The organism is Bosea beijingensis (assembly GCF_030758975.1).
Taxonomy (GTDB): Bacteria; Pseudomonadota; Alphaproteobacteria; order Rhizobiales; family Beijerinckiaceae; genus Allobosea; species Allobosea beijingensis.
In genome coordinates, this window is record NZ_CP132359.1 from 490,029 (window position 1) to 516,920 (window position 26,892).

The 26,892-nt window shown below is 66.2% G+C and carries 24 protein-coding genes; 14 read left to right on the top strand and 10 right to left on the bottom strand.

The window, feature by feature from the left end; all coding sequences use genetic code 11:
- Positions 1 to 1,566, top strand: coding sequence for an ABC transporter substrate-binding protein (locus Q9235_RS02460; protein WP_306225213.1), 1,566 nt, complete (start codon positions 1 to 3; stop codon positions 1,564 to 1,566).
- A 56-nt stretch (positions 1,567 to 1,622) separates the two neighbouring features.
- Complete coding sequence (locus Q9235_RS02465) at positions 1,623 to 2,918, top strand: NAD(P)/FAD-dependent oxidoreductase (protein ID WP_306225214.1); 1,296 nt, start codon at positions 1,623 to 1,625, stop codon at positions 2,916 to 2,918.
- A gap of 54 nt (positions 2,919 to 2,972) precedes the next feature.
- On the opposite strand, the gene Q9235_RS02470 is transcribed toward Q9235_RS02465, so the two are convergent.
- Positions 2,973 to 3,431, bottom strand: coding sequence for an Lrp/AsnC family transcriptional regulator (locus Q9235_RS02470; RefSeq protein WP_306228087.1), 459 nt, complete (start codon positions 3,429 to 3,431; stop codon positions 2,973 to 2,975).
- 168 nt (positions 3,432 to 3,599) lie between these two features.
- Here Q9235_RS02470 and putA point away from each other — a divergent pair, with 168 nt between their 5' ends.
- The gene (gene putA / locus Q9235_RS02475) at positions 3,600 to 7,301 is read left to right on the top strand and encodes a trifunctional transcriptional regulator/proline dehydrogenase/L-glutamate gamma-semialdehyde dehydrogenase (RefSeq protein WP_306225215.1); all 3,702 of its coding nucleotides are present in this window, start codon (positions 3,600 to 3,602) and stop codon (positions 7,299 to 7,301) included.
- A gap of 88 nt (positions 7,302 to 7,389) precedes the next feature.
- Entirely contained in the window at positions 7,390 to 8,397 is a 1,008-nt protein-coding gene (gene lhpH, locus Q9235_RS02480) for a trans-3-hydroxy-L-proline dehydratase (RefSeq protein WP_306225216.1), read from the top strand.
- An 11-nt stretch (positions 8,398 to 8,408) separates the two neighbouring features.
- Here the strand turns inward: lhpH and Q9235_RS02485 are convergent, their stop codons facing one another.
- Positions 8,409 to 8,963: a LuxR C-terminal-related transcriptional regulator gene (locus Q9235_RS02485; RefSeq protein WP_306225217.1), complete on the bottom strand. Its 555-nt coding sequence runs from the start codon at positions 8,961 to 8,963 to the stop codon at positions 8,409 to 8,411.
- Positions 8,964 to 9,069: 106 nt separating this feature from the next.
- Between Q9235_RS02485 and Q9235_RS02490 the strand changes: the two genes are divergently transcribed.
- Positions 9,070 to 9,792 (top strand): haloacid dehalogenase type II, encoded by a 723-nt coding sequence (locus Q9235_RS02490; protein ID WP_306225218.1) that lies wholly within the window; start codon positions 9,070 to 9,072, stop codon positions 9,790 to 9,792.
- A gap of 29 nt (positions 9,793 to 9,821) precedes the next feature.
- Here the strand turns inward: Q9235_RS02490 and Q9235_RS02495 are convergent, their stop codons facing one another.
- Entirely contained in the window at positions 9,822 to 10,496 is a 675-nt protein-coding gene (locus Q9235_RS02495) for a TetR/AcrR family transcriptional regulator (RefSeq protein WP_306225219.1), read from the bottom strand.
- A gap of 131 nt (positions 10,497 to 10,627) precedes the next feature.
- Here Q9235_RS02495 and Q9235_RS02500 point away from each other — a divergent pair, with 131 nt between their 5' ends.
- Positions 10,628 to 11,266 carry an isochorismatase family protein gene (locus Q9235_RS02500; RefSeq protein WP_306225220.1) on the top strand — a complete coding sequence of 213 codons (639 nt, stop codon included), beginning with the start codon at positions 10,628 to 10,630 and terminating at the stop codon, positions 11,264 to 11,266.
- 39 nt (positions 11,267 to 11,305) lie between these two features.
- Here Q9235_RS02500 and Q9235_RS02505 read toward each other — a convergent pair whose 3' ends face one another.
- Complete coding sequence (locus Q9235_RS02505; RefSeq protein ID WP_306225221.1) at positions 11,306 to 12,196, bottom strand: LysR family transcriptional regulator; 891 nt, start codon at positions 12,194 to 12,196, stop codon at positions 11,306 to 11,308.
- A 127-nt stretch (positions 12,197 to 12,323) separates the two neighbouring features.
- On the opposite strand from Q9235_RS02505, the gene Q9235_RS02510 reads away from it, so the two are divergent.
- The 5 genes from Q9235_RS02510 (at position 12,324) to Q9235_RS02530 (ending at position 17,208) form a co-directional block, all read left to right on the top strand.
- On the top strand, positions 12,324 to 13,325 hold the full coding sequence (locus Q9235_RS02510; RefSeq protein ID WP_306225222.1) for a hydroxyacid dehydrogenase: 1,002 nt from the start codon (positions 12,324 to 12,326) through the stop codon (positions 13,323 to 13,325).
- A 50-nt stretch (positions 13,326 to 13,375) separates the two neighbouring features.
- Positions 13,376 to 14,344 (top strand): Bug family tripartite tricarboxylate transporter substrate binding protein, encoded by a 969-nt coding sequence (locus Q9235_RS02515; RefSeq protein ID WP_306225223.1) that lies wholly within the window; start codon positions 13,376 to 13,378, stop codon positions 14,342 to 14,344.
- Positions 14,345 to 14,471: 127 nt separating this feature from the next.
- Positions 14,472 to 14,927: a tripartite tricarboxylate transporter TctB family protein gene (locus Q9235_RS02520; protein ID WP_306225224.1), complete on the top strand. Its 456-nt coding sequence runs from the start codon at positions 14,472 to 14,474 to the stop codon at positions 14,925 to 14,927.
- Positions 14,928 to 14,930: 3 nt separating this feature from the next.
- Complete coding sequence (locus Q9235_RS02525; protein WP_306225225.1) at positions 14,931 to 16,448, top strand: tripartite tricarboxylate transporter permease; 1,518 nt, start codon at positions 14,931 to 14,933, stop codon at positions 16,446 to 16,448.
- Between the two features lie 85 nt (positions 16,449 to 16,533).
- Complete coding sequence (locus Q9235_RS02530) at positions 16,534 to 17,208, top strand: RraA family protein (protein ID WP_306225226.1); 675 nt, start codon at positions 16,534 to 16,536, stop codon at positions 17,206 to 17,208.
- Positions 17,209 to 17,616: 408 nt separating this feature from the next.
- Here the strand turns inward: Q9235_RS02530 and pgm are convergent, their stop codons facing one another.
- The 5 genes from pgm to Q9235_RS02555 form a co-directional block, all read right to left on the bottom strand.
- A complete protein-coding gene (gene pgm, locus Q9235_RS02535; RefSeq protein ID WP_306225227.1) occupies positions 17,617 to 19,275 on the bottom strand; it encodes a phosphoglucomutase (alpha-D-glucose-1,6-bisphosphate-dependent) in 1,659 nt (552 codons plus the stop codon).
- Positions 19,276 to 19,406: 131 nt separating this feature from the next.
- Positions 19,407 to 20,678, bottom strand: a complete 1,272-nt coding sequence (locus Q9235_RS02540; protein WP_306225228.1) for an RNA polymerase sigma factor — start codon at positions 20,676 to 20,678, stop codon at positions 19,407 to 19,409.
- A gap of 62 nt (positions 20,679 to 20,740) precedes the next feature.
- Complete coding sequence (locus Q9235_RS02545) at positions 20,741 to 21,166, bottom strand: YciI family protein (RefSeq protein ID WP_306225229.1); 426 nt, start codon at positions 21,164 to 21,166, stop codon at positions 20,741 to 20,743.
- An 83-nt stretch (positions 21,167 to 21,249) separates the two neighbouring features.
- Positions 21,250 to 21,672 carry a YciI family protein gene (locus Q9235_RS02550; protein ID WP_306225230.1) on the bottom strand — a complete coding sequence of 141 codons (423 nt, stop codon included), beginning with the start codon at positions 21,670 to 21,672 and terminating at the stop codon, positions 21,250 to 21,252.
- A gap of 182 nt (positions 21,673 to 21,854) precedes the next feature.
- Positions 21,855 to 23,195, bottom strand: a complete 1,341-nt coding sequence (locus Q9235_RS02555; RefSeq protein ID WP_306225231.1) for a dihydroorotase — start codon at positions 23,193 to 23,195, stop codon at positions 21,855 to 21,857.
- A 151-nt stretch (positions 23,196 to 23,346) separates the two neighbouring features.
- Here Q9235_RS02555 and ygfZ point away from each other — a divergent pair, with 151 nt between their 5' ends.
- The 3 genes from ygfZ to Q9235_RS02570 are packed head-to-tail and all read left to right on the top strand — an operon-like array spanning position 23,347 to position 25,516.
- Positions 23,347 to 24,246: a CAF17-like 4Fe-4S cluster assembly/insertion protein YgfZ gene (gene ygfZ, locus Q9235_RS02560; protein WP_306225232.1), complete on the top strand. Its 900-nt coding sequence runs from the start codon at positions 23,347 to 23,349 to the stop codon at positions 24,244 to 24,246.
- Entirely contained in the window at positions 24,243 to 24,887 is a 645-nt protein-coding gene (locus Q9235_RS02565; RefSeq protein ID WP_306225233.1) for a DNA-3-methyladenine glycosylase I, read from the top strand. Before ygfZ ends, Q9235_RS02565 begins: the two co-directional genes overlap by 4 nt.
- The gene (locus Q9235_RS02570) at positions 24,848 to 25,516 is read left to right on the top strand and encodes a YfbR-like 5'-deoxynucleotidase (RefSeq protein ID WP_306225234.1); all 669 of its coding nucleotides are present in this window, start codon (positions 24,848 to 24,850) and stop codon (positions 25,514 to 25,516) included. The genes Q9235_RS02565 and Q9235_RS02570 overlap by 40 nt, the downstream gene beginning before the upstream one ends.
- On the opposite strand, the gene Q9235_RS02575 is transcribed toward Q9235_RS02570, so the two are convergent.
- A complete protein-coding gene (locus Q9235_RS02575) occupies positions 25,491 to 26,840 on the bottom strand; it encodes a pilus assembly protein (RefSeq protein ID WP_306225235.1) in 1,350 nt (449 codons plus the stop codon). The two genes, Q9235_RS02570 and Q9235_RS02575, sit on opposite strands and share 26 nt — an antisense overlap.
- Positions 26,841 to 26,892 lie beyond the last annotated feature (52 nt).

The window sequence follows — 26,892 nt, forward strand, 5'->3', positions numbered from 1 at the left end:
ATGAAAAGTACAGCTTCGACCAAGGCCGGACTTCTCGCCGGCGTCCTCGGCTTCGGCCTGCTGGCATCCATGCCGGCCTTCGCCGCGAAGACCGAATTGACCTTAGGCGCCGCCGCCGTCGATGTCGGCACGCTAGACCCTCATTACGCCAGCAGCACCTCGGACCGCATCCTCTCGGCCTGGATCTTCGGCGGGCTCGTCCGCTTCGCCCCCGGCTCGACCGACCCGGCCACGATCGAGGCCGATCTCGCCGAGAGCTGGCAGGCGAGCGACGACCGCATGGTCTGGACCTTCAAGCTGCGCCCCGGCGTGAAATGGCAACACGGCTATGGCGATGTCACCGCCGAGGATGTCGTGTTCAGCCTCGACAAGGCGCGCGATCCCAAGCGCTCGGCCTTCGCCAGCGACTATGCCGCCTTCCAGAAGGTCGAGGCGGTCGATTCCGGGACGGTCCGCATCACCCTGTCGACCCGCGTGCCGAGCCTGCTCGGCCTGCTCACCAACTATGCCGGCGGCTTCATCATCTCCAAGAAAGCCTTCGAGGAACGCGGCGAGGGCTTCCGGCGCGCGCCGGTCGGCTTCGGGCCGTTCGCGCTCGATGCGATCACCCCCGGCCAGGCCGTGACCTTCAAGGCGAACGACTCCTATTTCCGCGGCAAGCCCAAGCTCACCAAGATCACCTACCGCTTCCTCAACAACAACGCGGCGCGCGACCTCGCCTTCGTCGCCGGCGAGGTCGATGCCGCGACCGGCCTTGCCGACCAGCGCTGGCTGCAGCGCACGCTAGCCAATCCCGGCGTGGTCGTCGACAGCTTCGACCCGGCCGAGCTGACGACGTTGAGCATCAACGTCACCAAGCCGCCCTTCGACAACATCAAGGTGCGTCAGGCCCTCGCCCACGCCATCGATGCGGGCAAGATCGCCCAGTATCGCGGCCCGCGCTTCACCCGCGCCGGCAAGTCGGCGATTCCCTCCAACAATCTCGGCTTCGACGAGAATGCAGGCGTGCTGCCCCCGGACCCGGCCAAGGCCAAGAAGCTCTTGGCCGAAGCCGGCTTCCCCAACGGCCTGACCGTAACCATGCTCGCCAGCCAGTTGCCGAGCCTGGAATCAACCTCGCAGATCATCCAGGGTCAGGTCGCCGAAGCCGGGATTACGCTCAATCTCCAGCCGGTCGAGCATGCCACCTGGCACCAGATGATCCGCAAGGACCTGAGCCCGCTCGTGATGTACGGCGCCGCACGCTTCCCGATCGCCGACAACTACCTGACGCAGTTCTATCATTCGAACAGCGCCATCGGCCAACCCGGCCAAGTCGTGAATTTCAGCCACTGCAGCGTCGCCGACAAGCAGATCGAGGCGGCCCGCGGCGAGACCGACCCCAAGAAGCAGATCGCGCTCTGGCAGGAGGCGCAGAAGCTGATCATCGGCAATGTCTGCGTCATCCCGATCACCGAGACCGGGCAGGTCTGGGCGCGCCGGGAGAAGCTCAACTGGGGCTTCGACCTCAAGGGCTCGATGTCGCTCGGCCCGCTCGTGACCGAACAGACCCATTTCGTCGACTGAAACCACCCTTCGACCGCGCCCCATCGGGCGCGGTCTTCCTCCATCCAGACAAAGCCATGTCCAAGCTGACCTATCCGAAATACACCAATCTCTGCGGCTGGACCGCGATGCTCCCGGTGCGCACACCGCGCGCCGCGCTGAGCGAAGACGTCACGGTCGACTATGCCGTCGTCGGCGCCGGCTATACCGGCGTCGCGGCGGCCCGGCGCCTGCACGAGCTCGATCCGCAGGCGCGCATCGCCCTGGTCGAGGCGACAACGGTCGGCGAAGGCTCCTCCGCGCGCAATTCCGGCTTCACCACCCCCGATGTGCTGCCGCGCACGGCTTCCATGGAAATGGCCGAGAAGGCGCGCAACCAGACGCGGCTCTTCACCGAAGCCTTCGACTGGCTCCAAGGCATCATCCGCGACAACGACATCGCCTGCGACATGCAGAAGGTCGGCTCGATCCGCGCTGCCGCGACCGAAGAGGGCGAGGCCACCCTGCGCAAGGTCGCGGAGGTCGCGCGCGCCAACAACCTCCAGCATACGATCCTCGACCGCGCGGGCATCCGCGAGCGCATCGGCGCGGACTATTACCGCTACGGCCTCCACATGCACGACACCTGGCTGCTACAGCCGGCGGCCCTGATCCGTGGCCTCGTCGATGCGCTCCCCGCGAACATCACGCTCTACGAGCAGAGCCCGGTCCGCGATATCAGCCGGGAGGGCTCCGATTGGCGCCTCCGCATCGAGGGCGGCAGCATCCGCTGCCGTACGGTGGTGCTGGCCAATAACGGCTTCATCCCCCGTCTCGGCTACCTGAAGTCGCGCATGGCGACGATCTTTACCTATGCCGCGGTCACCGAGGCGGTGAAGGGTGCCGATATCGAGCATCTCGGCCAGTCCCCGGCCTGGGGCCTGCTGCCCTCGCATCGGCTCGGCACGACCTTGCGCCGCATCGGCCGCGACCGGCTCATGGTCCGCTCGCTCTATGCCCATGACGCGGAGATCGTACAGTCAACGGCCATCAGGGAATTGCGCGACCGCTTCCAGCGCCGCTGGCCGGCGCTGCGGCATGTCGAATTCGAGTATGTCTGGGGTGGAACGACCGCCTTCACCATGAATGGCGCGCCCTGGTGGGGCAAGCTCGAGGACGGGCTCTATGCCTCCGGCGGCTGCAACGGCAGCGGCCTCGCCAAGGGCACGATGCTCGGCCGCCGTCTCGCAGAGCTGATCCGTGGCGTCGGCGACGCCAGGGAGGTCGAGGCGATCATGGGCGAGGCGAGCTGGATCGCGCCTGAGCCCTTCCGTTCGATCGGCTTCCGCGTCATCTCGGCGCTGGAAAGCCGCAAGGCCGGACTGGAGGCCTGAACGACGGGCCGGCGCCTGAGCGATCAGCGCCGGCCACTCAAGGAGAGTGGGACTTCACCAGGTTTCCTTGACCGTCTCCATCGCGACATTGGTCGAGGTGTTCGCGACATGGGGCAGGTTCGAGATCTTCTCGCCCAGCACGGCCCGATAGCGCCGGATATCGGGCGTGCGGATCTTCAGCAGATAGTCGAAGCGCCCGGCGATCATGTGGCATTCCTCGACCTCCCTGATCTTCTTGACCTCCTCGTTGAATTTCGTCAGCGCCTTTTCCGTGGTGTCGGACAGCTTCACCTCGGCGAAGGCGATGTGATCGAGCTTGAGCTTCGCCGGATTGAGCGTTGCCCGGAAGCCTTCGATGTAGCCATCATCGACCAGGCGGCGGAACCGGATCTGGCAAGGCGTCTTCGACAGGCCGATCCGCGCCCCGAGCTCGGCGATCGAAATCCGGCCGTCCTCCCTGAGGACGTCCAGGATTTTGCGATCGAGCGCGTCCAGATCGCCTTCGTTTGGCATTTCCTTAGGCTTCTTCACTTTCCATCCTCAAATCTGAAGTCCGAATGGACTGCAGGATAGCAAAATTTGGACCGCCTGAGAATCGCGCTCGTGATAAGCTCCCGCGCAAAGAACGGGGGAGGGATTTTGAGCCCCGGCCCGTCGCGCTCGAACCTGCCGGGACAAGCCATGAACCAAGCCGCCGCTTCCGCCGTCGCCACCGCCACCAGCCCAGCGCCCTTCGAGGGTTTCGCTCCGCCGATCCGGGAGCAATCGGCACTCCGCCGGGCGATCACCGCCGCCTATCGCCGCCCGGAGACCGAATGCCTTCCGCCCCTGCTGGCCGCAGCGAAACTGGCTCCGGCGAGCAAGCAGGAAATCGCCGTGACCGGACGCAAGCTGATCGAGGCGCTGCGGGCCAAGCACAAGGGCACCGGCGTCGAGGGGCTGGTCCAGGAATATTCGCTCTCCAGCCAGGAGGGCGTCGCGCTGATGTGCCTTGCCGAGGCGCTGCTGCGTATCCCGGACACCGCGACGCGCGACGCCCTGATCCGCGACAAGATCGCGGACGGCGACTGGAAGTCCCATGTCGGCGGCGGCAAGTCGCTCTTCGTCAATGCCGCGACCTGGGGCCTCGTCGTCACCGGCAAGCTGACCTCCACCGTCAATGACCGCAGCCTCGCCGCCGCCCTGACCCGCCTGATCGCGCGGGCCGGCGAGCCGGTGATCCGGCGTGGCGTCGACATGGCGATGCGGATGATGGGCGAGCAGTTCGTCACCGGCGAGACGATCGACGAGGCGCTGAAGCGCGCCCGCCCGCTGGAAGCGCGCGGCTTCCGCTATTCCTACGACATGCTCGGCGAGGCCGCGACGACTGCCGCCGATGCCGCGCGCTACTACCGCGACTACGAGAACGCGATCCACGCCATCGGCCGGGCCGCGAACGGGCGCGGCGTCTATGAAGGCCCGGGCATCTCGATCAAGCTCTCGGCGCTGCATCCACGCTACAGCCGCGCTCAGGCCGGCCGCGTTATGAGCGAGCTGCTGCCGCTCGTGCGCGAGCTCGCGCTGATCGCCAAGAACTACGATATCGGCCTCAATATCGATGCCGAGGAGGCGGACCGGCTGGAGCTGTCGCTCGATCTGCTGGAAGCACTCAGCTTCGACAATGCGCTGCAGGGCTGGAACGGCCTCGGCTTCGTGGTGCAGGCCTATGGCAAGCGCTGTCCCTTCGTGCTCGACTGGATCATCGATCTCGCCCGCCGTGCCAGTCGGCGCATGATGGTGCGGCTGGTCAAGGGCGCCTACTGGGATGCCGAGATCAAGCGCGCCCAGGTCGACGGGCTCGCCGATTTCCCGGTTTATACTCGCAAGGTCCATACCGACGTCGCCTATGTCGCCTGCGCCCGCAAATTGCTCGCGGCGCCCGACGCGATCTTCCCGCAATTCGCCACGCATAACGCCCAGACGCTGGCGACGATCTATCATCTCGCCGGCAACGACTTCGCCGTGGGCAAATACGAGTTCCAGTGCCTGCACGGCATGGGCGAGCCGCTCTATGACGAGGTTGTCGGGAAGGACAATCTCGACCGGCCCTGCCGCATCTATGCGCCGGTCGGCACGCATGAGACGCTGCTCGCCTATCTCGTGCGCCGCCTGCTCGAGAACGGTGCGAACTCCTCCTTCGTGAACCGCATCTCCGATCCGAAGGTGACGATCGACTCGCTCGTCGCCGACCCCGTCGATGTCGTCGAGGCGATGCCCGTCATCGGCATGCTGCACGATCAGATCGCGCTGCCGGCCGACCTCTACGGCGCCGACCGCGCCAACTCGAAGGGCATCGACCTCTCGAACGAAGCGGCTTTGGCCAAGCTTGCTGGCAATCTCGCTGCGACGGTCGGGCAGAACTGGCATGCCGTGCCGCTGCTGGCGGATAATTCGACCGCCGGCACGACGCGGCCGATACTGAACCCGGCCGATCATTCTGATGTGGTCGGGCAGGTCACCGAACTTGCCGTCGAGGATGCCGCCAAGATTGCGCGCCTGGCCGCCGAGGGCTGCAAGGCCTGGGCCGCCGTGCCCCCAGTCGAACGCGCCGCCTGCCTCGACCGCGCCGCCGACATCATGCAGGCGCGCATCGAGACCCTGATGGGCATCGCCATGCGCGAAGCCGGCAAGTCCGCCGCCAATGCGATCAGCGAGGTGCGCGAGGCCATCGACTTCCTGCGCTACTATGCCGATCAGGCGCGCAAGACGCTCGGGCCGGCCCATGCGCCGCTCGGACCGATCGTCTGCATCAGCCCGTGGAACTTCCCGCTGGCTATCTTCACGGGCCAAGTCGCTGCGGCGCTGGTCGCCGGCAATGCGGTGATGGCCAAGCCTGCCGGCGTCACGCCGATCATCGCGCATGAGAGCGTCAGGATCCTGCACGAGGCCGGCGTCCCGCGCTGCGCCCTGCAGTTCACGCCCGGCAGCGGACGTTTCGGTGCGGCGATGGTCGCCGCACCGGAGACGGCCGGCGTGATGTTCACCGGCTCGACCGAGGTCGCGCGCGGCATCCAGGCCCAGCTCGCCGAGCGCCTTTCGGCCGAGGGCAAGCCGATCCCGCTGATCGCCGAGACCGGCGGCCAGAACGGCATGATCGTCGATTCCTCGGCTCTGGCGGAACAGGTCGTCGCCGACGTCATCGCCTCGGCCTTCGATAGCGCCGGCCAGCGCTGCTCGGCCTTGCGCGTGCTCTGCCTGCAGCAGGATATTGCCGACCGCACGCTGCACATGCTGCAGGGCGCGCTCAAGGAACTCACCATCGGCCGTACCGACAAGCTCAGCGTCGATATCGGCCCGGTGATCAGCGAGGGCGCCCAGCGCGAGATCGACGATCACGTCGCGCGGATGCGTGGCCTCGGCCGCAAGGTCGAGCAATTGCCACTGCCGGAAGCCGCGGCGAAGGGCACCTTCGTGCCCCCGACCATCGTCGAGCTGAAGAGCCTGACCGACCTGAAGCGCGAGGTGTTCGGCCCCGTGCTCCACGTCATCCGCTATCAGCGCGACGATCTCGACAAGCTGATCGACGAGGTCAACGGCTCCGGCTACGGCCTGACCTTCGGTCTGCATACGCGGCTCGACGAGACGATCGCCCATGTCACCAGCCGCATCAAGGCGGGCAATCTCTACGTCAACCGCAACATCATCGGCGCGGTGGTCGGCGTGCAGCCCTTCGGCGGTCGCGGGCTTTCCGGCACCGGGCCGAAGGCCGGCGGGCCGCTCTATATCGGCCGGCTCGTGCGCAAGGCCCCCGTGCCGCCGCAGCACAGCTCGGTCCATCTCGATCCGGCCCTGCTCGAATATGCGGGATGGCTTTCGGGCAAGGGGCTGAAGGCGGAAGCCGATGCCGCGCGCGAGATCGGCGGCCATTCGGCGCTGGGCTTGAATGTCGAGCTGGCCGGCCCGGTCGGCGAGCGCAATCTCTATGCGCTGCATCCGCGCGGCCGCATCTTGCTCGTGCCGCAGACGGAAGCCGGCCTCCATCAGCAGGTCGCGGCGGCGCTGGCGACGGGCAACCAACTCGTCATCGATGCGGCTCCCGGCCTGAAGGGCGCCCTGTCGGGTCTCCCAGCGGCGGTCGAAGCCCGCGTGAGCTGGACCTCGGACTGGGAAGCCGACGGCCCGTTCTCTGGAGCGCTGGTCGAGGGCGACAGCAAGCGGATCGGCGAGATGAACCGCCGGATCGCCACGCTGTCTGGCCCCCTCGTGCTGGTCCAGGCGGCGAGCACCGAGGAGCTGAAGCGCGATCCCGATGCCTATTGCCTGAACTGGCTGCTGGAAGAGGTCTCGACCTCGATCAACACCACGGCCGCCGGCGGCAATGCCAGCTTGATGACCATCGGCTGAGACGAACACGCGTTCAGGCGCCTCCCTTGCGGACGGCGTCTGAACCTGCGCAAGGCTGTGCCGAGACAGCGTGAGTTCAGGGGGAACGATGCAGGCAGATCGCGTCATCCAGACCGTCGAGGCTCATACCGGCGGCGAGCCTTTCCGGATCGTGACAAGCGGCTTGCCGCGTCTGCCTGGCAAGACGATCGTCCAGCGGCGCGACTGGGTGAAGAACAATATCGATGAGATCCGGCAGGCGCTGATCTTCGAGCCGCGCGGCCATGCCGACATGTATGCGGGCTATCTGACCGAACCGGTCTCAGCCGAAGCCGATTTCGGCGTGATCTTCGTCCATAACGAGGGCTACAGCGACCATTGCGGCCACGGCGTCATCGCGCTCGCGACCGCGGCCGTCGAGCTTGGCTGGGTCAAGCGCACCGAGCCGGAGACGCGCGTCGGGATCGACGCGCCCTGCGGCTTCATAGAGGCCTTCGTGACCTGGGACGGCAAGCGCGCCGCCAGCGTGCGCTTCGTCAACGTCCCCTCCTATCTCGTCCATCGCGATGTCAACGTGGAGACGCCGAGCTTCGGCCGCGTCACCGGCGACATCGCCTTCGGCGGCGCCTTCTACTTCTATACCGATGGCCGCCCCTTCGGCCTCGCGATCCGGCGGGAGAATGCCGAGGCGCTGATCCGCTTCGGTGCCGAGGTGAAGATCGCCGCCAACGCGGCCTTTCCGGTCGTTCACCCGGACATCCCGGAGCTGAACCATATCTACGGCACGATCATCGATGGCGATCCGCTCGACCCAAAGGCAACGCAGGCCAATTGCTGCATCTTCGCCGACCGGCAACTCGATCGCTCGCCGACCGGCTCCGGCACGGCCGGGCGCACCGCCCTGCTCCACGCCAAGGGCCTGCTCAAGCCCGGCGAGCTTCTAGTCAACGAGTCCATCGTCGGCTCGATCATGACGGGCCGCGTCCTGCAGGAGACGAAGCTGGGAGCGATCGAGGCGATCATCCCGGAAGTCTCGGGCAGCGCCCATATCTGCGGCCAGGCGACCTGGACCATCGATCGCGGCGACCCGCTGCGGCATGGTTTCCTGTTGCGATAGGACGTGCTGGATCAGCCGCTCAACAGCAACTCGATCAGCCGCTTAGTGCTGTTGACGTCGTATTTCCGGAGCAGCCGCGCACGATAGATATCGACGGTGCGCGGGCTGATATTCAGCGCCTTCGCGACCTCCTTGCCCGTCTTGCCGTCGATCAGCAGCGCGGCAACATCGCGTTCGCGCGGGGTCAGCGACGTCCGCAGCGACTGGCCGTCGGCTTCGGCCTTTCCGAGTTCGGAGAACACCCAGAGCGTGTGCTCATGGGCATCGTCGGGCGTATAGGTGAACCCACTGACCCTGACCCAGAACAGGTCGCCGTCGAGACGCCGCATCACGCGGTCGTCAGTGTAGCTGCGCTCAGTGGCCAGGCGCGTCCCGACCCGCTTCCCGGTCTCCTCGTAGTCGGATTGCGTTGGGTAGAGCCGCGCGAAGGACTGGCCGACCAGATCGTCCATCGCTCCGCGAAACATCCCGGCGAAGACGTGGTTGCAGGCCAGGAGGATGCGGCTGCGGCCGATGACCAGCCCGACCGGGGCATTCTCGAAAGCCAGCCGAAAATCCACCTCCACCGGCAATCTCTCCCCGACCGCTGCCCGCCCGAACACTTAAGTGTCCGATACCTATAGGATTAGGCGTTGAGGTCGCCTAGCCTCCTTGGAAGACAGGAACAGACCGATGAAACTCACCGATTTCAAAGCCCTGACCTTCGATTGCTACGGCACGCTGATCGACTGGGAAACCGGCATGTTCGAGGGGCTGAAGCCGCTCATCAGCCGGCTCGCCACGCCGCCGACGCGCGATCAGGTGCTGGAGGCGCATGCGCGCCATGAATCGGCGCAGCAATTGCAGACGCCGGCGCGGCTCTACCGGGACCTGCTGCCGATCGTCTACAAGCGCCTCGCCGAGGAATGGGGCCTGCCCGTCACCTGGGACGAGTGCATCGCCTACGGCCAATCGGTCAAGAATTGGCCGGCCTTCCCGGATTCAGCCGAAGCGCTCCAGTATCTCAAGCGCCACTACAAGCTCGTGATCCTGTCCAATGTCGACAATGAGAGCTTCGCCGCGAGCAATGCCAAGCTCCAGGTTGCCTTCGACGCGATCTATACGGCCGAGGATATTGGCTCCTACAAGCCGTCGGAGCGCAATTTCGACTATATGCTCCGGAACCTCGAGACGCTCGGCATCCGGAAGGGCGAGGTCCTGCACACGGCCGAGAGCATGTTCCACGACCATGGCCCGGCGAACCGGCATGGCCTGGCCTCCTGCTGGATCTATCGCCGCCACGACAAGGACGGCTTCGGCGCGACGATGCATCCGGGCGACATGCCCAGATACGATTTCCGCTTCAACAGCATGGCCGATCTCGCCAGGGCGCATCGGGAAGCGCTCGACGGCTGACCGGCCCTGTCCGTCGGCTCGAAGGCGCCTCAACCCTCCAGCAGGCGAAACCGGGGGCCGCTGAACATCGCGTCCCCGGCCCTGCCTTCGACGATCTCCGGCAGCAGCGCCTTCCAGGCCTCGATCATGTCCGTGAAATAGCCGGGGTCCGGGCGCAGCACGGTCTGGACGCCCATGCCGCGCACCAGGCAGACCGTCAGGTTGAGGATGATGCGGGCCTCCCGCGCCGTGCGCCTCTCCGGATTGCAGAACTCCACCCAGGTCGCGTCGAGCGCCTCGTGGAAGCGCTTCACGACCGGGATCATCCGCTCGCGCAGTTCGGCATCGTTGCGCGCCTCGGTGATCATTTCCAGCGACAGGTAGAAGAAGCGCCCGGAAAACAGCTCCCAGAGAAAGCCGACGAAGCCTTCGAGGGAGAGCTCGCCCTTCTGGACGCGCTGGGCGACGGCGCGGATCTCGGCGGTGCCGTCGTCGAGCAGGCGCTCCATCGCCGCCAGGATGATGTCCGCCCGGGCCGGGAAATGGTAGAGCAGCGCCCCGCGCGAGACTTGCGCGCGCTCGGCGATCTCCTGCGTCGTGGCCGCGTGGTAGCCGACATCGTGAATGACATCGAGCGTCGCCTGGATCAATCGCTCATAGGTCGCGACGCTGCGCGCCTGCTGCTGGCGCTCGGAGCGTGAAGCCTGCTTCATCTCTGCTGTCATCTGACCGCTCCCCTTCCTGTCGCCTCGCACGAGCCAGGGCGCCACTGAAATAAAAACAATCTTGCCTGATTTTTTCAAGAGCATACCGTACCCTGGTCGCCGCACGAATGAGCGCACGAAGGGAGAAGACCATGGCAGATGACGACTACAAGAATAGGAGCTACGGCGAGATTCCGGTCGGCTTCGGCAAGAAGCCGGGCATCGTCGTCGTCGATTTCCAGACCGGCTTCACCGATGCGCAATACCCACTCGGCGGAGCCCCGCTCGTCATGCGCGCCGTCGAGAACACGGCCAAGCTGCTGGAGGTCGCGCGCCGCTACAACGTGCCGGTCGCCAATTGCAACACGGCCTATATGAGCGAGCGGGAGATGCCCTACTGGAAGATCACCGCCGTGCGCGACACCTTCCGCCACGACCATCCCAGCTCGGCCTTCGACCCGCGCATCTACGATCCCGACTACGACCTGACGATCTGCAAGAAGGCGCCGTCGATCTTCTTCAACACCGGCGTCAGCGACTATTTCAACAAGGAGCGCGTCGACACGGTGATCGTCACCGGCTGCAACACCTCGGGCTGCATCCGCGCCACCTCCATCGACAGCTTCAGCTATCGCTACCGCACCATCGTGCCCGAGGATTGCGTCGGCGACATCGAGGAGCAGCCGCATCGCGACAATCTCCGCGATCTCGGCCGCCGTTACGTCGACGTCTCCGATCTCAAGACCGTGCTGGCCTATCTGGAAGACTGGCACCGCCAGAACGCAGCCTGATCCCGCATCCGGGCCGCTCTCGCTTCGCCCTGCGATAGACTAGAGCGGCCCGAGATCGCGCACGATCAGGTTGTAGAGCGCCTGCGCGGCCGGGGTCAGCGTCTCGCCGCGTCGCCGGATCAGCGAGACCGGCCGGTCGACGATCGGGTTCACCAGCGGAATCTGCGCGAGATCGGGGCGCAGGTTCTCGACGAGCGACTCCACCAGGATCGCGATTCCCAGCCCTTCCGAGGCCAGCCCGATCGCGCTGGAGAAATACTCGACCACGAACTTGGTCTTCACCTCGATGCCCGAGCGTGAAAGCTGCGCTTCCATCAGCAGCCGGTTGCCGCTGCTGCCGCCGAGCGTAATCAGGTCATGGCCGGCGAGATCCGCCCAGGCGATGGTCTCGCGTGTCGCCAGCGGATGGTCGTTGCGGCAATAGACGACAAAAGGGTCGCGGACCAAAATCTCGTTGTGCAGGTCCTGCTGGTTCGGCGGCTGGACATGCAGGCCGAACTCGGCCTGGCGCCGCCGCACCGCCTCGATCACCAGCGTGCTGGTCCGGTCAAGTATCTCAACGCGGTTGTTGGGATGGCGCGTGGCATAGCTGCGCAGGATGCGCGGCAGGCGCCCGTACATCAGCGAGGGCACCGAGGCGATCGTGATGTCACCGGTCGAGAAGCGCGACATCGTCTTCAGCCGCTCGAACGAGCGGTCGACGGCATCGAGCATGCGCTGGGCTTCCGGCAGGAATTCGCGGCCGATGCTGGTCAGCGCGACGGTGCGGGTCGTCCGGTCGATCAGCTTCAGCCCGACATGGGCCTCCAGCCTCTGGATGCGCCGCGTCAGGCCGGTCTGCGTGACGTGCAGCTTCTCGGCCGCCTTGTTGAAGCTGCCGAGCTCCGCGATCTGGATGAAGGCCTCGATGCCGTCGATAGGATGTTTCATGATAAAAGATCATTGATATATGCCATTATTTCAGCATACGAGCATCGCTTCCTTGGTCAATAGTGTTCCCGAAAGGCGCCCAACCGCTGCGATGCGGGATGCGAGGCAGCCGTGAGGAAACGCAGAGATGACCGATACCGGTGCCCGCAATCGTGGCAGGCGCGTGCTCGTCACGCATGATCGTTTGGCCGAAAACGCCATCGAGCTTCTCAACGCGCATGACGTCGACGTCTTCTTCTCGCCGGCCTATGCGCCGAGCGAGCAGGTGGCCGCGCGTGCGGCCGAGTTGCAGGTCGACGCGCTGATCGTCCGCCAGGGCCGCGTCGACGACGCGATCATCGCAGCCTCGCCACGCCTGAAGGTCATCGCCAAGCACGGCGTCGGCGTCGACAATATCGACCTGCAGGCGGCAGCCTCGCGCGACATCCCCGTCATCCGCGCCATGGGCTCGAACTCGCGCGCCGTCGCCGAACACACCATCGCGCTGGCCCTGACCCTGCTGAAGGATATCCCGCGCCTCGACGCCGCCGTGAAGGCCGGCACCTGGCCGAAGCCGAGCTTCATCGGGCGCGACATCGCCGGCACCGTGATCGGCCTCGTCGGTTTCGGCTCGATCGGCCAGCATGTCGCCCGGATGGCGCAGGGGCTCGGCATGACCGTTCTCCTGCACGACCCCCATGCCCGCACGGCGATCGCGCAGTTCGGCGGGGATTGCGAACGCGACCTCGACAGCCTCATTGCGGAAGCCGACATCGTCAGCCTGCATTGCCCGCTGACCAACGCCACGCGCGATCTCCTCGATGCACGCCGCTTCGGCCTGATGAAGCCGAATGCCCTCGTCGTGAATACGGCGCGCGGCGCTCTGATCAACGAGGCGGCCCTTTGCGCCGCGCTGCTGGAAGGCCGGATCGCCGGCGCGGGGCTCGACAGCTTCGCCGTCGAGCCGCCGGCACCGGACAGCCCGCTCTGGGCGCTGCCCAACCTGATCGCCACCCCGCATATCGCCGGCGTCACCGCGGGATCGGCCAAGACGATGGCCGAGATCGCCGCCCGGCACGTCATCGCCGTGCTCGATGGAGAAGAGCCGGATGCGGCCAGCCTCGCGAGGTTGACCGAACTTGCAGCCTGAAGATCCGGACCAGATACCGGACGACAAACAAGCAAACGGGAGGAAATACCATGAAGGTTGTCTACAAGGCGCTCGCCGCGCTGGCCCTGACCGCGCTCGCGACGACGGCTTCGGCGCAGCAATATCCTGAGAAGCCGATCCGGCTGGTCATTCCGTTCCCGCCGGGCGGCGGCACCGACGTCGTCGCGCGCGTTATCGCCCAGAAGCTCGGCGAGAGCACCGGCTGGACGCTGGTGGCCGACAACAAGCCCGGCAGCGGCGGCAGCGTCGGCCTGAGCCTGGCCGGCAAGGCAGCCCCGGACGGCTACACCATCGTCCTCGCGCAGAACGCCAACCTCGTTATCAACCCGATCCTCGGCAAGGCCAATTACGACCCGATCAAGGATTTCGCGCCGATCGGCCTCGTCGCCTCCGCGCCGCAGGTGCTGGTCGTCGCCAAGGATTCCCCGCTCAAGACGGTCGAGGATCTCATCGCCGCCGCCAAGGCCAAGGACGGCAAGCTCACCTTCGCCTCGCCGGGCGTCGGGACAAGCTCGCATCTGGCCGGTGAACTGATCCAGCAGATCGCGGGCGTGAAATTCCGCCACGTTCCCTACAAGGGTGCGGCCCAGGCCTTGCCGGACCTGCTCGGCGGGCGCGTCGATATCTACATCTCCTCGGTTCCCTCCGCGATGGTGCAGATCAAGGAAGGCGTGCTGCGCCCGATCGCGGTCTTCGCGAACAAGCGCGATGCCGACCTGCCGGATGTCCCGACCTTCGAGGAGAAGGGCCTGAAGAACTCCGAGGCCGTGACCTGGTGGGGCCTGGCGGCGCCCGCGGGCGTGCCTGCGCCGATCGTTGAGCGGATCAATACCGAGCTCAACAAGGTGCTGCAGCAGCCCGACACCAAGGCCAAACTACGCTCGGCCGGCGCCGAGGCGCTCGGCGGCAGCGCCGAAGAGTTCGGTGCGTTGATCAAGTCCGACGTGCCGAAATGGACTGCGGTCATCAAAGCGGCCGACGTGAAGGTCTCCGACTGAGCCGATGACGCTGGCCGGGAGACCACGCCACAGGGTGGCGGCTTCCCGGCCCAGCCCATGCCCATCCTGAAAGCCTGTGTCCCGGCGGCGCCGAGCGCGCCGCCCGGCATCACGTCGGATATCGGCCATGAAAACCAGCATCTTCAAGAACCAGGATGCCCTCGCCGGCCTGCTGTTCATGGGGCTCGGCGCGCTCGGCTTCGCGATCGCGCTGGGCTACAAGTTCGGCACCACGATCGACATGGGGCCGGGCTATTTCCCGCGCATCCTCAGCCTCGTCCTGATCGGGTTCGGCATCGTCACCTTCCTCAGGGGGCTGCGCAGTTGCATGCCCGTCGAAGGCGGCTGGGCCTGGCTGCCGCTCTTCCTGCTGAGCACCGCGCTCCTGCTCTTCGGCTTCCTGCTGGAGCGCCTGGGGCTCGTGCCGGCGCTTGCCGCACTGTTCTTCGTTTCGGCCCGTGCCGGCCACGAGTTCAAGGCGCTGGAGGTTCTGGTGCTAACGGTGGTGATGTCGATCTTCGCCGCCGCTGTCTTCGTCTGGGGCCTGAAGCTGCCCTACAGCCTCTTCGCCTGGAATTTCTGAGCCATGGAGATCATCGATCACTTCGTGCTCGGCTTCGGCGTCGCGCTGTCGCTGCAGAACCTTGCCTATTGCTTCCTTGGCGTGCTGCTCGGCACCCTGATCGGCGTGCTGCCGGGCGTCGGCCCGCTGGTGACGATCTCGATGCTGCTGCCGGTGACCTTCGGCCTGCCGCCAGTCTCCGCCGTCATCATGCTCTCCGGCATCTATTACGGCGCGCAATATGGCGGCTCGACCACGGCGATCCTGGTCAACCTGCCGGGCGAGACCTCGTCGGCCGTCACCTGCCTAGACGGCTACCAGATGGCGCGTCGTGGCCGGGCCGGCGCCGCTCTTGCGATTGCCGCGCTCTCCTCCTTCGTTGCCGGCTGCATCGGCACGCTCCTGATCGTCGCGCTCGGCGTGCCGCTCGCCTCCTGGGCCCTGCGCTTCGGTGCCGAGGACTATTTCGCGCTGATGGTGCTCGGCCTCGTCGCCGCCTCCGTGCTGAGCCATGGCGACATGGTCAAGGCGCTCGCGATGGTCGTGGTCGGCCTGCTGATCGGCCTCGTCGGCACCGACGTGAACTCGGGTATCGAGCGCTACACCTTCGGCCTGCCCGAGCTCGCCGACGGCATCGGCTTCACCGTGCTCGCCGTCGGCATCTTCGCGATCTCCGAGGTCGTCATCAACCTGGAGCAGAAGGAGGCGCGCGAGGTCTTCACCAAGAATGTCGGCGGCCTGATGCCACGCTGGGACGACCTGAAGGCCTCGTTCCTGCCAACCTTGCGCGGCACCGCCATCGGCTCCTTCTTCGGCATCCTGCCCGGCACCGGCCCCTCGATCTCCTCCTTCTCCTCGTACATGCTGGAGAAGAAGCTGGCGAAGGACCCCTCCCGCTTCGGCCAGGGCGCGATCGAGGGCGTCGCCGCGCCGGAAGCCGCCAACAATGCGGCAGCGCAGACCGCCTTCATCCCGACGCTGACGCTCGGCATTCCCGGCAGCGCCACCATGGCGCTGATCCTCGGCGCGCTCATCATGAACGGCGTCCAGCCCGGCCCGACCGTGATGGCGCGCAATCCCGAGCTATTCTGGGGCGTCATCGCCAGCATGTTCATCGGCAACGCCCTGCTCGTCGCGCTGAACCTGCCGCTGGTCGGTCTCTGGGTCCGCCTGCTCAGCATCCCCTATCGCTGGCTGTTCCCGGCGATCGTGATGTTCTGCGCGCTCGGCAATTACAGCCTCAACAACAGCGCCATCGACGTCTATCTCTGCGCGGCGATCGGCGTGCTCGGCTATGTGCTGGCCAAGCTGAAATGCCCGCCGGCCCCGCTGGTGCTCGGCTATGTGCTCGGCCCGATGATGGAAGAGAACATCCGCCGGGCGCTGCTTCTGTCGGAAGGCGATCTCTCGATCTTCGTGAAGAGCCCGATCAGCCTGACCTTCCTGATCCTCTCGCTGCTGCTGCTCGTCAGCATGGCCCTGCCCGCCATCCGCCGCGGCAAGGCCCGCGTCGACCAGGAGGAGGAAGCCGGCGCGACCTGAGCGCGCCGGCGCGTCACTCCCTCGCAGACCATCATTTCCTCAGCCGCTGCGCTGCCCGGTTCGGCGCGACAACCAAGGACATCCCATGATCGGATTTCGCATCCTCAAGCGCCGCCGCCAGGTCGCCGCCGACCTCGTCGAGCGCTTCCGCACGGTACCGGTCGCCAATGTCAGCGATTCCATGTCGCGCATGACGGCCGGCGGCGCCTCGCTGCGTCCGCTCCACCGCGGCGGCGTGATGGCCGGCCCCGCGCTCACCGTGAAGACGCGCCCTGGCGATAACCTGATGATCCACAAGGCGCTCGACCTTGCTTCTCCCGGCGACGTGGTTGTCGTCGATGGCGGCGGTGACCTCACCAATGCGCTGATCGGCGAGTTGATGATCGCCCATGCTCGCACGCGCGGCATCGCCGGCATCGTGCTCCACGGCGCGGTGCGCGATTCCGCCTGGATTCGCGAGAATGACCTGCCGATCTATGCCGCCGGCATCAGTCATCGCGGCCCCTACAAGGACGGCCCCGGCGAAATCAACGTCCCGATCGCGATCGAGGGCATGGTGATCGAGCCCGGCGATCTCGTCATCGGCGACGATGACGGCATCCTCTGCGTACCCTTCGATCAGGCCGAGGCGATCTACGCCGCCGCACACAAGAAGCACGCGATGGAAGAAAAGAAGATGCAGGCCATCGAGCAGGGCAAGGACGATCGTAGCTGGATCGACGCCACGCTCGCGCGGCTGGGCTGCGCGATCGAGGCGTGACGCGGCGCAACTCCACCGAAGCGGCAGGCTGCTGAATGCTATGACACGGCAAGCCCGCCAGCCGGCGGGCCTCCTCGATGGGAACGCGAATCAGATGGTGTCTTCCGAGCGTCCGGAATCCACCGGATCAGCCCCCGGATTCGCATAACATATTGCGTGTTCTGCAGAATCGGCACGCTTGCTGCGCCCGAATCCTCGGCTATGCTGAAGCAAAGCAAAACTTTGGGAGGGGTTATGCTGCTCTGGTCGATGATCGTCTGGCTGGCTTGCGCCGCAATCTTTCTCGAATTGGTCGAGCGAGCTCCGGCCATCGACAACTAGAACGTCCTGGAGAACACAGGGCAGGCAGCCCGTCCGCTACGCGCGACAGGCCGGCGGCGGTCGTCTCCCGCGCCGGCCCTCTGACATTCAGGATGCCCCAGCCGCCGCGAAGGCCTGCCCGACGATCTTGCGCGCGTCCTCCTGGATCGCGGCGAGATGCGCCTCGTCCCGGAAGCTTTCGGCATAGATCTTGTAGACGTCCTCGGTGCCCGACGGGCGCGCCGCGAACCAGCCATCCGCCGCCGTGACCTTGACGCCGCCGATCGGGGCGTCGTTGCCCGGAGCCTTGCTCAGGATTGCCGTGATGGGCTGCCCGGCGAGCTCCTTCGTGGCGATCTGCTCGGCCGACAGGTTCTTCAGGACAGCCTTCTGGCTCGCGCTCGCCGGCGCGTCGACGCGCGCATAGCGGGGTTCGCCGAGTTCCGCGGTGAGCTTGCCGTAGAGCACGCCGGGATCGCTGCCGGTCTTCGCGGTGATCTCCGCGGCAAGCAGGCCGAGGATGATGCCGTCCTTGTCGGTGGTCCAGGCCGAGCCGTCCATGCGCAGGAAGGAGGCGCCGGCGCTCTCCTCGCCGGCGAAGCCGAAGCTGCCCGAGATCAGGCCGTCGACGAACCATTTGAAGCCGACCGGCACCTCGACGAGCTTCCGCCCGAGCTTCGCCGCGGCGCGATCGATGATCGCGCTCGATACCGCCGTCTTGCCGATCGCCGCATCCGCGCGCCAGCCCGGCCGGTTGGCGAAGAGATAGGCGCTCGCCGTCGCGAGATAGTGGTTCGGGTTCATCAACCCGCTGCTGCGCGTCACGATGCCGTGCCGGTCGGCGTCGGTATCGTTGGCGAAGGCGACGTCGAAGCGGTCGCGCATGCCGATCAGGCTCGCCATCGCGTAAGGCGACGAGCAGTCCATCCGGATCTTTCCGTCCCAGTCGGCGGTCATGAAGCCGAAGGCCGGATCAATCTCCTTGCTGACGATCGTCGCGTTCAGCCCGTAGCGGTCGATGATCGGCTGGTAATAGTCGAGCCCTGCCCCCCCGAGCGGATCGATACCGATCACGACGCTGGCCCGGCGGATAGCCTCCATATCGACCACGCTGGCGAGGTCCGCGACATAGCCGGCGATGAAGTCGTGCCGGTGGACATGCTCGCTCTTCAGCGCGCGCTCATAGGGAATCCGCTGGATGCCGGCGAGCTTGTCGACGAGAAAGGCATTCGCCCGTTTCTCGATCCAGCCGGTGGCATCGGTATCGGCCGGCCCGCCATGCGGCGGATTGTATTTCAGGCCGCCATCGGCCGGCGGGTTATGCGAGGGCGAGATCACGACGCCGTCGGCGAGCCCCGCCGAGCGGCCCCGGTTATGCACGATGATGGCGTGGGAGATGACGGGCGTCGGCGTGAAACCGAGCTTCTCGTCGATGATCGTGGCGACGCCGTTGGCGGCGAACACTTCCAGCACCGTCTCGAAGGCATTGCGCGAGAGCGCATGCGTGTCGATCCCCAGGAAGAGCGGCCCGTCGATCCCCTGCTCGCGGCGGTAGAGGCAGATCGCCTGCGCGACGGCCAGGATATGCGCCTCGTTGAACGAGCGCAGCAGGGCCGACCCGCGATGGCCTGAGGTGCCGAAGGCGACCTGCTGCAAACGCTGCGCAGGATCCGGCTGCTCGTAATAGGCTTTGGTGAGGGCCGCCACGTCGACGAGTTGGCCGGGCTCGAGCCGCTTGCCGGCCAGGGGACTCACGTTATCGCTCATGTAGGCTCTCATTCCAGGCAAGTCAGGATGCGACATCCCTTATAGACGCCAGCATGAACAGAGTTGCAACGGAATGCGACAGGTTCGCGGCAGCGCAAGCAACAGGGCGAAGCCGGCCCACGAGACCAGGATCACGCGCCGGCAGCGCGCTCCTTGGCAGCCCTCTCCTGCATCAGAGCCCGCTCCCTCGCGTTCTGCGTCAAGGCAACAGCGCTGTCGAAAGCCTCAGCCGCCTCCCGGTGGCGGCCGAGCTTGGCGAGCAGGTCGCCGCGTACGCCCGGCAGCAGATGATAGCGCCTGAGCGCCGGCTCGTCGGCCAGGGCCTCGACCAGCGCAAGGCCGGCTTCCGGCCCGTCCGCCATGCTGACCGCGACCGCGCGGTTGAGCGCCACGACCGGCGACGGCGCCACCTGACCGAGCACGGTGTAGAGCGCAACAATCCGCTTCCAGTCCGTCTCTTCGGCCGTCCGGGCGCGGGCATGGCAGGCGGCCAGCGCCGCCTGGAGCAGATAGGGGCCGGGAGCCACACCGGCGAGCCGCTGTGCCCGCTCCAGCGCCGCAAGGCCGCGCCCGATCAGCAAGCGGTCCCAGCGAGTTCGGTTCTGGTCGAGCAACAGGATCGGCTCGCCATCCGAACCGATGCGCGCCCGCAGCCGCGAAGCCTGCAATTCCATCAACGCGACGAGGCCATGCACTTCCGGTTCCTGCGGCGCGCGCGCCGCCAGGATGCGCCCGAGCCGCAGCGCCTCCTCGCACAGGCCCGGCCTGACCCAGTTCTCGCCGGCCGTGGCCGAATAGCCTTCGTTGAAGATGAGGTAGACGACCTCCAGAACGGAAGCGAGCCGCTCGCCGAGTTCGGCGCCAGCCGGCACCTCATAAGGCACCCTAGCCTCGCTCAGCGCCTTCTTGGCGCGCACGATGCGCTGCGCCATCGTCGGCTCCGGCACCAGGAAGGCGCGCGCGATCTCGTCGGTGGTCAGGCCACCGAGCAACCGCAGCGTCAGCGCGATCCGCGCTTCCTTGGGCAGGACAGGGTGGCAGGCGGTGAAGATCAGGCGCAGCAGGTCGTCGCCGACCTCATCGTCGAGCGCCTCGTCGAGATCCGGCATCGCCGGTCCTTCATTGTCGATATTGCGGCCGATCTCGCCCTGCTTGCGCCGGGCCATGATCTCGTGGCGGGCCGCATCGGTGGCGCGGTGCTTGGCGACCTGCATCAGCCAGGCCGCCGGATTGCGCGGCACGCCCTCTCCGGGCCACTGCTTCAGCGCCGCGACCAGTGCGTCCTGCGCCAGTTCCTCGGCCCGGCCGACATCGCGCGTTACCCGCGCGAGCCCCGCGATCAGCCGGGGCGCCTCCATGCGCCAGACTGTCTCGATGGTGCGGTGTGCATCGCTGCCCGACATGGGAAGCGATACACACCATCAGCCCGTCGGCTGGCAAGGGGCGCAGGCAAGGCGCCTGTCGATCAGCCCTGGCCTTCGGACTCGGCCTTGAGCCGGTCCCACTGCGCCGCCGTCTCCGGCGTGACGATCTCGCCGAAATCGGCCAGCTCGAACAGCGGGCGGATCTCGATCTCGGACGGGCCGGGCATCGGATTGGGGCAGCGCTTGACCCAAGCGATCGCCTCGTCGAGCGATGCGCATTCCCAGAGCCAGTAGCCGGCGACGAGCTCCTTGGTCTCGGCGAAGGGCCCGTCGACGACGGCGCGCTTGGTGCCGTCGAACTGGACGCGCGCGCCCTTCGCGCTGGGCTGCAGGCCATCGCCGCCCTTCATGATGCCGGCTTTCACCAGCTCCTCGTTATAGGCCATCATCGCCTCGAGCAGCTCCTGGGTCGGCGGCGCGCCGGCTTCGCTGTCCTTGGTCGCCTTGACCATCACCATGAAACGCATCGGTTTTCTCCTTTGAGAGGTTGAGAGGGACAGGCGCATCGTCTGCGCCGTCCTTTGAACTGGGCTTGAGGTATCGGACAGGCTCAGCCGGAACGCTTCTCGAATTCGGCGCGCAGGTTGTCCTTCCGTTCGCGCCGCTCCGGCGTCACCAGGTCTCCGAAATCCTCCATCTCGAAGACGGGCCTGAGCTCGATCTCGGTGTTGCCGTCGAAGGGCGCGCGCTTCAGCCACTCGACCGCCTCGTCGAAGGACTTCACCTGCCAGAGCCAGAAGCCAGCCAGCAGTTCTTTGGTCTCCGCGAAGGGGCCATCGGTGATCGCCCGCTCGCTGCCCGAGAAGCGCATGCGGATCCCCTTCGATGTCGGATGCAGGCCCTCGGCGGCCAGCAGGACGCCGGCCTTGATCAGTTCCTCGTTATAGACGCCCATCTTCGCGAAGCCCTCAGGGTCCGGCATCACGCCGGCTTCGCTGTCCTTGCTGGCCTTGACCAGAACCATCACGCGCATCGGTTTTCTCCTTGGGTTTGGGAGAACCGGGCGGCTCCGGCGTCGACCGCCGAAACCCGTTCTCTGACTGCACGTCGAACGGGCGCGACCGGAATCGACAGCGCCGGGAATCTTTTTTCGATTTTTTTGCGGAGCCACCCGCGCCCTCATCGGAAAGCCAACGCGGGCGGCTCCGATCCGTTTCAGGCGCGGCGCGGCAGCGCCTCCAGGAAGCGGGCCGGCTCGCCCTGCGACGGGGTCGTCAGCTCACCCTCCCACATCACCTTGAGCCCACGCACGAAGGTGCCGACCGGCCAGCCGGTAACGGTGACGCCGTCATAGGGCGTCCAGCCGCATTTCGAGGCGCTCCACTCCTTGGTGATCGTCTCGCGGCGCTTGAGATCGACGATGGTGAAATCGGCATCATAGCCAACCGCGATCCGGCCCTTGCCCTCCAGCCCGAAGATGCGCTGCGGCCCGGCACTGCTGAGATCGACGAAGCGCTCCAGCGTCAGCCGGCCGGCATTCACATGGTCGAGCATGATCGGCACCAGCGTCTGCACGCCCGGCATGCCGGAATGGCTCGCCGGATAAGGGTGGTGCTTCTCCTCATGGGTATGCGGCGCATGGTCGGAGCCGAGCACGTCGACGATGCCCTGCTCGACGCCCCACCAGATGCGCTGGCGGTGGCTGTCGTCGCGGATCGGCGGGTTCATCTGGGCATAGGTGCCGAGCCGCTCGTAGCAATCGGGCGCGACCAGCGTCAGGTGGTTCGGCAGCACCTCGACCGTCGCGACATCCTTGTGATCCTTCAGGAAGAGCATCTCCTCAGCCGTAGAGATGTGCAGGATATGGACGCGCGCGCCGGTCTCGCGCGCGATCCGCACCAGCCGCTTGGTGCAGGTCAGCGCCACCTCGGGCGAACGCCAGACCGGATGGCTCGACGGATCGCCCTCGACACGCAGCGGCATGCGCTCACGCAGCATCATCTCGTCTTCGGAATGGAAGGCGGCGCGCCGGCGCGTGCGCTTCAGGATTTCGGCGACGCCCCTGTCGTCCTCGACCAGGAGGTCGCCTGTGGAGGAGCCCATGAAGACCTTGATGCCGGCCGCACCGGGAAGCCGCTCCAGTTCCGGCACATCATGGGCGTTCTCATGCGTGCCGCCAACCCAGAAGGCGAAGTCGCAATGCATGCGATGGCGCCCGCGCCGGATCTTGTCGGCCAGCGCCTCCGGCGTCGTCGTCTGCGGGATCGTGTTCGGCATCTCGAAGACGCAGGTCACGCCGCCCAGCGCGGCCGAACGCGAACCGCTCTCCAGGTCCTCCTTGTGGTCGAGCCCCGGCTCGCGGAAATGCACCTGCGAGTCGATCACGCCGGGCAGGATGTGGAGGCCGGTGCAATCGACGACCTCTCCGGCCGAAGCCTGCGAGAGATCGCCCAGAGCCATGATCTTGCCGCCGGTGACGCCGACATCGCGCGCGACGCGGCCGTCCTGGTTCACCACCGTGCCGCCCTTGAGGATGACGTCGTAGGTCTGGGGCATGGCGTGTCTCCGGGAGGTTGAGCAAAGACTGGATGCAGCCTACCTATCGGCCAACGCGCCGTCCCGGAAGCCCAAACAGTTTTCGGGTGGCGCCAGTGTCTCCTTTTCGGCTGTCGAGACCTCGACCCGAAACCAGAACTGGAACGGCCTCATGTCCGTCACACGATTGATCGATCGCGGCGTCATCCGCGTCAGCGGCGACGACACGCGCGACTTCCTGCAGAACCTCGTGACAAACGATCTCGATCCGGTCGTGCCCGGACAGGCCGGCTACGGCGCGCTGCTGACGCCGCAAGGCAAGATGATCTGCGATTTCTTCATCCTCGCGCTGGCGCCGGAGGATGGCGGCGGCTTCCTGCTTGACACGCCCCTGCTCCAGACCGCCGATCTGATGAAACGCCTGAAGCTCTACAAGCTGCGCGCCAAGGTCGCGCTGGAGGATCTAACCGAGAAGAGCGCGGTCATCGCCTCGGCAGACGGCGCGCCGCTGCCCACTGACGCCGGCTTCATCTATGACGACCCGCGCCTGCCGCCGCTCGGCCAGCGCGCCATCACCGATGCAGAGGGCGTCGAGGCGCTCGTCACCGCCGAGCCGGAGGCCTATCACGCCCGCCGCATCGCGCTCGGCATTCCCGCGGGCGGGCGCGACTTCGCCTATGGCGACACCTTTCCGCATGAGGCCCTGCTCGACCAGATCGGCGGCGTCTCCTTCAAGAAGGGGTGCTATATCGGGCAGGAGGTCGTCTCCCGCATGCAGCATCGCGGCACGGCCCGCACCCGCGTCGTGCCGATCGTCTTCGACGAGGGCATCGCCGCCGAGACCGGCGCGGACGCCACGGCCGGCGGCAAGCCGCTCGGCAGCATCGGCTCGGGCGCCAATGGGCGGGCGCTCGCCATGCTCCGTCTCGACCGGCTCGCCGATGCGCTCGCTGCAGGCACGCCTCCGCTCGGCGGCGGAATGCCCTTCCATCTCGCGGAGAAGCCCGGCTTCATCCGCTTTCCCTTCCCCGGCGAAGCAGGCTTCGGAGCCGTCGCAGGAGCTGCCCCATGAGCGACACCGTCATCGTCGGCGAGGAGCGCATCGCGATCCAGGGCGCGGACGGCAAGTTCCGTTGCCGCTGGCCGGGCACCGACCCGCTCTATCTCACCTATCACGACACCGAATGGGGCGTGCCGGAATATGATTCCCGCGCGCTCTGGGAAAAGCTGATCCTCGACGGCTTTCAGGCCGGCCTGTCCTGGATCACCATCCTCCGGAAGCGCGACGCCTTCCGCGCCGGCTTCGCCAATTTTGATCCCGAGACCGTCGCCCGCTTCACCGAAGCCGATGTCCAGCGCCTGCTCGCCGACCCCGGCATCATCCGCCATCGCGGCAAGATCGAGGGCACGATCAAGAGCGCGCAAGCCTATCTCAAGCTGAGCGAGCGCGAGCCCTTCGCCGATTTCCTCTGGAAGCATCTCGACGGCCGCGTGCTGCAGAACAGCTACCGCACGCAAGGCGAGGTCCCGACCCAGACCAAGGTATCCGAGACGGTCTCGAAAGAGCTGAAGAAGGCGGGCTTCACCTTCTGCGGCCCGACGATCGTCTACGCTTTCATGGAAGCCTGCGGGCTGGTCAACGACCACCTGACCGACTGCTTCCGCTGGAGCGAATGCGCCGCGCTCGCCCGCGACTCGCGCCCCGCCGCCTGATGGCCCGCAAGCCGGAACCGCCCCGCGCCTGGCAGCGCATGCTCTCGGGCCGCAGGCTCGACCTGCTCGACCCCTCCCCGCTCGACATCGAGATCGAGGACATCGCCCATGGCCTTGCCCGCGTCGCTCGCTGGAACGGGCAGACGCGCGGCGCCCACTCCTTCTCGGTCGCGCAACACTCGCTGCTGGTCGAGGCGATCGCAGCCCATCTCAATCCGGATTGGAACGACGGCTGGCGCCTGATGGCGCTGCTGCATGACGCGCCCGAATACGTCATCGGCGACATGATCTCGCCGTTCAAGGTGGTGATGGGCGACGCCTATAAGAGCGTGGAACTGCGCCTGCTGGCGGCGATCCACCTGCGCTTCGGCCTGCCGGCGGCGACGCCGGCCACCTTGAAGAAGAAGGTCAAGGAGGCTGATACCATCGCCGCCTTCTTCGAGGCGACGCGCCTGGCCGGCTTCGGCCGCGAGGAGGCCCTCAAATTCTTCGGCCGGCCGCAGGCGCTGCCGGCCGAAGTCCTGGCATGGCTCGATCCGCTCGACACCGAGGCGGCGCAGGCGCGCTTCCTGGCGCGCTTCGCCGCGCTCGGCGGGGCCGGGCTTACTGCGTCAGGCGCACCGCGCTGATCTCGTTGGCGATTGCCTTGAAGATCGGATCGAGCTGCGCGGCGTTCTGCACGTCGTAATACATGCCGGGGTTGCTCGCGCATCCCCTGAGCAGGTCGGCATCGCCATCGATCACGCGGATCGTATAGATATTGATGCCTGTCGCCTTGGCATTCGCGCAGGCCGCCTTGGTGCGGGCATCGATATCGTTGCCAGTGGCGGTGAAGCGGTTCTCCGTATTGTCGCCGTCGGTGAGCAAAATCATGTACTTCTTGAGGTTCGGCTCGGTCGCAGGCTTCGCCTCGGTGAAGGGCACGCTCGGTGTCAAGGTCGCCCAGCCCCAAACGGCACCGATCGTGACGTTCGTGTTGCCAGCCGACGTCATCGCGTCGACCCGTGCTCCCAGAGCCGTCCAATCGGAGCTCAGCGGCATGATTTCCGCAAGCGAAGTCTGACTGCACCAAAATGCCGGATACTGCTCGGCAGTGGCTGCCGATCCGCCATCCTTGGTATCGTAATCCTGATTACGATCGGTAATGCAGCCTTGGCCGGCTACCGACCAATTTGCTTTCGTAATTGTATTGTAAGAACACGTCCGACCCCTCGAGTCGCAAGTCAAATTACCTGTATCATATACATAAATATCGGTATTGTTGACATAACAATTCTGCTTATTGCTGCTACAAGTGACGTTTCGCGTCAGACCATAACGCATCCACGCCTCATCCTTGAACGTTCTCGCAATGCGGACCTGTGTATTGAACGGAACGATCGAGACGCGGATCTGATCGGTCGTGATCGCGGCGTCCTTCATGATCTTGAGCAGGCTCTTCGAAGCCGTCTTCAGATTGGTCATCTTGTTCGAGTTCGCCATCGAACCCGTGTTGTCTAGCACGAGTGCGAGCTCGATCTTGTTGGTTCCCCAGGTCGACTGGCTATTCGTCCCCACGGGCAACTGGTTCACGCCGAGCACGCTGGAGATGGTCGTCGGCACGACGGCCTTGGCGTCGATCTTGATCGTCCGCGCCGTCCGGTCGATCGCCACCGTAACGCCGGTGAACTCCTTTTTCACGTCGGGCGGCAGGTTCTCGAGGACCCACGCGTCGATGCGGCTCTTGAGCTGTCCATCCGTCAGCTTCTGCGCATCGCGCGCCGCCATCAGCGCTGCGGAGTCGATCGCCGCACTGAGCGCCTGCCGGGCGTTGCTGGCGCGGGAATAGTCGATCGCGACGCCGACGACGCCCATCAGCGGAATGAGCGTGAGCCCGAACAGCATCAGGAAGTTGCCGCCCTCGTCCCGGCGGAAGCGCCGGATCAGCTCAGGCAGGGATCCGATCTTCATCATCTGTCTCATCCAGGGCCAAATTGCCGCACTCGACCCTGGGAGCGTTGGCGGC